The following is a 6,604-nucleotide window of genomic DNA, read 5'->3' as shown; positions in this document are numbered from 1 at the left end:
ATAGAGACGTTCAATGGTTTCGGGTTTCCGCATGGTTCAAGCCTCTTAATGAGGCGAGAACAAAATAGGAACATTGACGAGGAGTCAAGAGAACGGAGGAACTTTGGGTCTGTGAGGCATTTCAATTAAACTGAATTGCCCCTAGGCTCAGGACTCATTGATTGATCCAGAAAATGACGACTGCTGCGATCGCGATGGCTGACATAAAGGCGTGGTCACAACGGTCGTAGCGGGTGTGGATTCGCCTCCAGTCTTTGAGTTTTCCAAACATGTTTTCGATCTTGTGGCGGTTTTTGTAGAGCGCCCTGTCGAACGGGGCTTCGGCTTTACGATTGGATTTTGGCGGAATGCAGGGCTCTATGCCGCGCGCTTTGAGCGCCTGACGAAACCAATCTGCATCATAGCCTTTGTCACCGAGCAGGGCTTTAGCATCCGGAATGGCGTCAAACATCAGCGCCGCGCCCTTGAAGTCGCTCATCTGGCCCTCGGAAAGCAACAAGACCAGCGGTCGTCCCGCCCCGTCGCAAACCGCATGCAGCTTGGAATTCAAGCCGCCTTTGGTGCGTCCGATACGTCGGGGAACAGCCCTTTTTTAAAAGGCTTGCGGCCGTGTGGTGGGCCTTGAGATGCGTTGCATCAATCATCACCTGGTCAGGCGTCCCGGCCATGCCTGCAAGCTCGGCGAGTATTCTGTTGAATACGCCAAGCCGGCTCCAGCGAATGAACCGTTTGTAGATTGTCTTATGCGGGCCGTAGTCCGATGGAGTATCACGCCAGCGCAACCCGTTGAGGATAACAAAGATGATGCCACTGAGAACACGTCGATTATCAACTCGCGGGCCCCCGTGAGATAGCGGAAAATACGGCTCAATCCGCTTCATTTGCCTGTCGGTAAGTCAAATTAAATCACTCCTGCCAAATCCTCCTGGCACCAATGGATCAGTCCGCAATCCGCACGAGCAATTTCAGTGACGATTTCAAACGGGACGCGGTGACGCAGATGACCGAACGCGGCTATCCGGTTGCGGAGGTTTCGAAGCGCTTGGGCGTGAGCACACATTCGCTATATGCTTGGAAGAAGAAGTTCTCCAAGTCGCCCGATCCAGGGGAAGGCGATCAAGCTGTTGAGATCCGCCGACTGAAGCAGGAACTGGCTCGCGTCACCGAGGAGCGCGATATCCTAAAAAAGGCAACCGCGTACTTCGCCAAGGATGCAAAGTGAGGTACGCGGTAATAGCCTCTCAATCAACGTCGTTCCGAAGGTGTTACGGCCCTGAGTTCGTTGCTCAGGCAGTCAGGGACTGGATCAAGGCCGTTGGAGTCCAAACCGCCTACATCGAACCAGGCTTGCCCTGGCAGAACGGATACTGTGGGAGCTTCAATGCGCGCTTGCGCGATGAACTGTTGAACGGAGAGATCTTCACCTGTCTGCGAGAGGCTCAAGTCATCATCGAAAGCTGGAGAAAACACGACAACACAAAACGACCTCATAGTGCCCCGGAAACTGGGCATTGGGTTACCGCCCGCCGACTCCTGAAACCATCGTTCCGATGGACCACACGCCAAGCATGCACTAACTTTCAATTTGGACCAATCAGATGGGGCCGATCACCACGTTCGGGGCCCCTTGGCAACTTACGGAAAAATGATACTTGAATCTTAGTGATCGTTATGGAAAAAAGCCCTGATAGTAGCTGAAAATACGACGTCGTTAGGCATATTCTCTTACGTTATAAAGGCGCCAACAGAACCACTGGCTTGGCTGCAAAGGAATTAAAATGGTTGATGTAAAAGTTATCGCTGAAATTGGCTGTAACCACAAAGGTGACATGGATACAGCAAAAGAGCTTATTCAAGTCGCTAGCAAAATTTGCGGAGCTCACGTTGCAAAGTTTCAAAAGCGCAACAACAGCGAGCTTTTGACTGAAGCCGAATACGCCACACCGCATCCGGTGCCGGCAAACTCTTACGGTTCGACTTATGGCGAGCATCGCGAGTTCCTCGAATTCTCGGTAGATCAACATAAAGAACTCCAAGAAGAATGCCGGATGGTCGGTATCGACTACTCGACTTCCGTTTGGGATCTGACATCTGCCCAGGAAATTGCCACACTCAAACCCAATCTGATCAAGCTTCCGTCGGCAACCAACCAGCATTTCACTCTGCAGGAATTCCTTTGCAAAAACTTTGACGGCGAAATCCACGTCTCCACTGGAATGACCACGCGTGACGAAATCGAGAAGGTGATCTCCTTCTACGAAAAGCACGGCCGAGCCAAAGACTTGGTCGTTTATGCCTGCACCTCTGGCTATCCCGTTGCTTTCGAAGATATTTGCCTTATGGAAATTAACCGTCTTCAGGAGAACTACGGCGATCGCGTCAAGTCAATCGGCTTTTCCGGCCACCACCTCGGCATTGCCGCTGACGTTGCTGCCCTAGCGATTGGCGCTGCAGGCTATCAGCGCCACGGAAAAGGCGAGTTCGGCTGGATCGAACGCCACTTTACGCTCGATCGGACTTGGAAGGGTACGGACCATGCCGCAAGCCTTGAAGCGGATGGTCTTCGCCGTCTGTGCCGTGATCTAAAAAATGTCTCCGAATCTTTGTCTTACAAACAGTCGGACATGCTGGACGTTGAATTGGTGCAGCGCGACAAGCTGAAATGGCGTGAAGAAAAGCACGGGGCGAACATTCGCGAAGTGTCGTAGGTTCACATGGATGCAATAGCTGTTATTCCTGCCCGGGGAGGCTCAGTCGGCCTCCCCGGAAAGAACATTCGCCCTCTTCAGGGCGTTCCTCTCGTGGCGCGCGCGATTACAGCAGCCCTTCAGGCAAAATGTTTGACCGGCGTATATGTAACCAGTAATGATAAAGATATTTTACGGATTTCCGAGGTTGCTGGAGCTGTGGGAATTCGCCGTCCAGAAAATCTAAGCAACTCTTCCGCAAGCTCTGAAAGTGCTTTGTTGCATGCGCTTGATTGGGTCGTGCAACAGGGTCGGGCCATGCCTGAGTACCTGATCCTTCTCCAGTGCACGTCTCCGTTCATCCGCTCGGAAGATATAGACCGTGTTTTGGAAACTATGATTTCCAAATCTGCGATGTCGGCCCTCTCCGTTGTCGAGGATCACGGCTTTATCTGGCATGAAAATGCCGATGGTTTTGCAGAGGGCATCACCCACGATCATGGCGAACCGCGTCAGCGTAGGCAGGATATGAAGCCTCGTTATCGAGAAAACGGTGCGATCTACGCTATGCATGTACCCACCTTTCTTGAAAAGAAAGAACGCTTCTGTGGCGCGACTGTAATGGTGCCGGTGGAAGGGCCTACGGTTGAAATCGATAGTCAGGATGACTGGGATGTCGTTGAGGCTTATATGGCGTTGCGTAAAGAACCTGTAGAACGTCCAGAAGGCATCACTAAGATCAAGGCAGTTGTGACCGATTTCGACGGAGTTCACACAGACGACCGTGTTACAGTAGATCAAGACGGGCGCGAATTGGTTACCTGTAGCCGCCGAGATGGTATGGGATTGGAACTCCTGCGTAATTGCGGGGTTATAATGATGATTTTGTCTAAGGAAGCCAATCCCGTCGTACGGGCTAGAGCCGCCAAGCTCAAAATGCCAGTCATGAACCAGATTGACGAGAAATTACCGGTGCTGGACACTTGGCGCCTAGAGCATGAGTTAAATTGGGATGAAATTGTTTTTATTGGCAATGATATCAATGATATTGATTGCATGAATGCCTGCAAATTGTCCTTTGCACCGGCCGATGCTCATCCCAAGGCATTGTCCGCTGCCACCTGTGTTTTGCAGGCAGAGGGCGGAAAAGGGGCAATCAGGGAAATGTGCGATTATTTGATCTCATCGAAACTGGTAGGGTGAGGCCGATGAAAGTACTTGCGCTGGCAGGATACGATTCTTTTCTCAATACAGTCCGGTTGATCGCCCCTTATTTCGAGGCTCAGGGTGCAGACGTTGATTTCGCACTTGTAAGTGCACGAAATAAAAAGCAAATTAGCCGTGAGCAAGTCACCGAAATGGGTTTTAAAAAACCCATATCACTTATTACTATTAAGGATCTTTGTCGAAGCGGCGATATACAATCTTACGATATTGTTCTTTCGTGCCTTGAAGGTCTGTCGACAAGGCGATTGTTTCACTATCTAGCTGAGCTTAAAAACAGACGCCCATTGGTTATTTCCGTTTATCCTGGGTTGGTGCTGCGATACGCATATGATGGCTTTTCAATGCGCGCGCCGGCGGATCTTCTATGGCTGAACTGTAAGCGAGACTTAGAGGCTTACAGCGTTATGTGCCAAGCCTTTGGAGTTGATGCTTCGAATGCACGTCAATTCGGTATCGCTTCTCTTCTTGAAAAGATTGAGCGAGAGCCTGGGGCACAGGAAAACGGCCCAATCGTTTTCTTCGAGCAAGCCGTTATTCCACGCTACTACGATGAACGTAATTTTATGGTCAAAGAACTTTGTGTTCTGGCGCGTCGGTATCCAGAAAGAGAGTTTCTGATCAAGGCACGTGCGCCCGGGAAGAAAGCAACCCTGCACCGAACATGGCATGCAATTGAACGTCTGTTTCAAGAGTTATCAAAGTCGAAAGCGGGCGTCCCGGAGAATATTCATCTGACAGATGAACGCGCTGCTAGTCTTCTCTCGAGGGCCTCGCACTGCCTGACAATATCCTCGACCGTTGCTGCCGAGGCGATCAATGCCGGCGTACCAACGACCCTGATATCTGATTTTGGTGCTCATGATGACTATGGACTTCAGTATTTCTATGAATCTGGATTGATAAAAAGCTTTAATGCAATAGATTTAGATAAGATAATACTGGCGGAAAAAAAATGGCTCGAAAAATTTTATTTTACCCCAGAATACACAGTAGAAAAACTTGTACTCGAGGCGCTTAACATTCGTAAAAACAATTCATATAATCTCGCTAAAACTCCTGTGTCACTGTATTCATCCGAATTTAATAATTATCTTTCAATAACACATTCACCAAATTCAATTATAAACCGCAATCACCAAAGAAAAATAAGTATTATTAGTCGGTTATCAAGATTATTAAGAGTTTAATGTGAAAAAAATTGCAATATTTATAAATAGCGATAGCCAATATTTCGGAATAAAGGCTATCGCTCAATTTTTTGTTGACGCTGGTTGGGACCTAGACTTGCTTATCCCAAATTTAAATAGCTTTCCTGATATTGTATTGTCAGATATTCAAGCAAAATATAACTTTATTGAAGCAGATGTCGACAGACTATGCTTCACTATTGGCGGGAATAATTACAATGTAATTGGTTGTTACTCGAGCGGAAGCACAATAAGAAGATTACAAAGAAATATTTCTTTGCTATATAAAGAAACTGGCACCCGCCCGTTTATTTTCACAGGTTATAATGGTGTAGTCTATGAAAAATATGAGGAGGGAATTTATTGGCGTTGCGGATATGATGTTATCTGTGTAAATGGACAAAGAGATGTTGAGTTATTTCAATCAATTTTAGCCGGAACAGTATGCAATGATCAAAAATTGTATGCACTTGGAATTAACAAACCCCACAATTATTTACCAACAACACCCAAGAAATCCGTAGTTTTTGCAGAGCAGGTAATTGTTCCGCATAGTAAAAAAAATCGGCGATTATTTTTTAAACAATTATCTTTATTCGCCGAGGCCAATCCCGATTATGAAGTGACTATTAAACCACGCGTGCCGATGGGAGGAAATACTTTTCATAAACAGGTGCTGCATCCCGAGAGTTATGATGCCTGGCCCGTGAACGTCAAAATTTCTCACGCGCCATTAACTGAATTGTTATCGGAAGCAGAGGCTCTATTATCAATATCTAGCACCGCATATTTTGATGCCATTTCTTATGACGTTCTTCCCCTTTGCATTATGGATTTTGGAGTAAATACACGTTATGGGAGCCACTACTTCATAGGATGTGGCACAGAAATTCTACTCAACGAATTGAAGCCCATTGAAGAATTACTGGAATTAAAGGTTAACAAGACATGGATTTCAAGAACGGGCTATAATTTAAACAACTTCAATGCTCTTCTTGATGAAATTGAGGTTTATGATTCAAAACCACTTCCCCCCGCCTTTCCCGAATTATTCTTAAATAGTTCCTGGAAGGGGCGTATAGCTGCAAGACAGAACCCGGTTGAAGTTATGCTTTTACTCCAAGCGAATAGCTTATTCGAAGAGGGAAAGTATTTGAATTGTATTGAAAAGCTTCATCATTTTAATGATATTACATCAAAGAATGCTCATGCTGCATACTTAATGGTAGAATGTTATGAGGCTATATTTGAATATAAGTTAGCTTTGGAATGGCTGCGTCTAGTTAAAATACTCAAGCCACACTGGAAGAAAGTTCAAGTAAAGTGGTTATCTATTCAGAGTAAAAGAATGAAGGCTATTTTTCTGAAAAATACACCCTAGGCTTCAGACCCATAAAATGGCTATGCAAATCACTTGAAGTCTGATTCAAGCTCCTGAACAGGAGTTTTGCGATGTCAGATGGATGTTTCTGGCTCAGAGATGAGCAGTTTTCAAAGTTGCAG

Annotated in this window: 5 protein-coding genes and 2 pseudogenes; 6 read left to right on the top strand and 1 reads right to left on the bottom strand. The window is 46.8% G+C overall.

What is annotated here, in order from left to right; translation table 11 throughout:
* Positions 1 to 154: 154 nt before the first annotated feature.
* Positions 155 to 881, bottom strand: a protein-coding gene (locus V6575_RS23260; RefSeq protein ID WP_340277898.1) for an IS5 family transposase whose coding sequence is annotated in 2 segments (ribosomal slippage) — positions 155 to 581 and positions 580 to 881 — 729 coding nt in all. Because the reading frame shifts where the segments join, the coding sequence is not laid out codon by codon here.
* Positions 882 to 934: 53 nt separating this feature from the next.
* Between V6575_RS23260 and V6575_RS23255 the strand changes: the two are divergent.
* The 6 genes and pseudogenes from V6575_RS23255 to V6575_RS23230 all read left to right on the top strand — a co-directional run.
* Positions 935 to 1,257, top strand: a pseudogene (locus tag V6575_RS23255) (transposase); the annotation flags it as partial.
* Between the two features lie 12 nt (positions 1,258 to 1,269).
* A pseudogene (locus V6575_RS23250) lies at positions 1,270 to 1,577 on the top strand (integrase core domain-containing protein); the annotation flags it as partial.
* Positions 1,578 to 1,778: 201 nt separating this feature from the next.
* A complete protein-coding gene (locus tag V6575_RS23245) occupies positions 1,779 to 2,708 on the top strand; it encodes an N-acetylneuraminate synthase family protein (RefSeq protein ID WP_340277897.1) in 930 nt (309 codons plus the stop codon).
* Between the two features lie 6 nt (positions 2,709 to 2,714).
* Entirely contained in the window at positions 2,715 to 3,890 is a 1,176-nt protein-coding gene (locus tag V6575_RS23240) for a cytidylyltransferase domain-containing protein (RefSeq protein WP_340277896.1), read from the top strand.
* Positions 3,891 to 3,895: 5 nt separating this feature from the next.
* A complete protein-coding gene (locus V6575_RS23235; protein WP_340277894.1) occupies positions 3,896 to 5,101 on the top strand; it encodes a DUF6716 putative glycosyltransferase in 1,206 nt (401 codons plus the stop codon).
* A gap of 1 nt (position 5,102) precedes the next feature.
* Positions 5,103 to 6,482 (top strand): DUF6716 putative glycosyltransferase, encoded by a 1,380-nt coding sequence (locus V6575_RS23230; RefSeq protein WP_340277893.1) that lies wholly within the window; start codon positions 5,103 to 5,105, stop codon positions 6,480 to 6,482.
* The last annotated feature ends 122 nt before the right edge of the window (positions 6,483 to 6,604 follow it).

Source organism: Roseibium algae, assembly GCF_037783265.1.
Lineage (GTDB): Bacteria > Pseudomonadota > Alphaproteobacteria > Rhizobiales > Stappiaceae > Roseibium > Roseibium algae.
This window is presented reverse-complemented; position numbering and strand designations above follow the sequence as displayed.

Bases quoted from the DNA above. Each gene is read 5' to 3' on its own strand.
- V6575_RS23240 (WP_340277896.1), top strand. From the start codon at position 2,715: ATGGATGCAATAGCTGTTATTCCTGCCCGGGGAGGCTCAGTCGGCCTC.
- V6575_RS23235 (WP_340277894.1), top strand. From the start codon at position 3,896: ATGAAAGTACTTGCGCTGGCAGGATACGATTCTTTTCTCAATACAGTC.
- V6575_RS23245 (WP_340277897.1), top strand. From the start codon at position 1,779: ATGGTTGATGTAAAAGTTATCGCTGAAATTGGCTGTAACCACAAAGGT.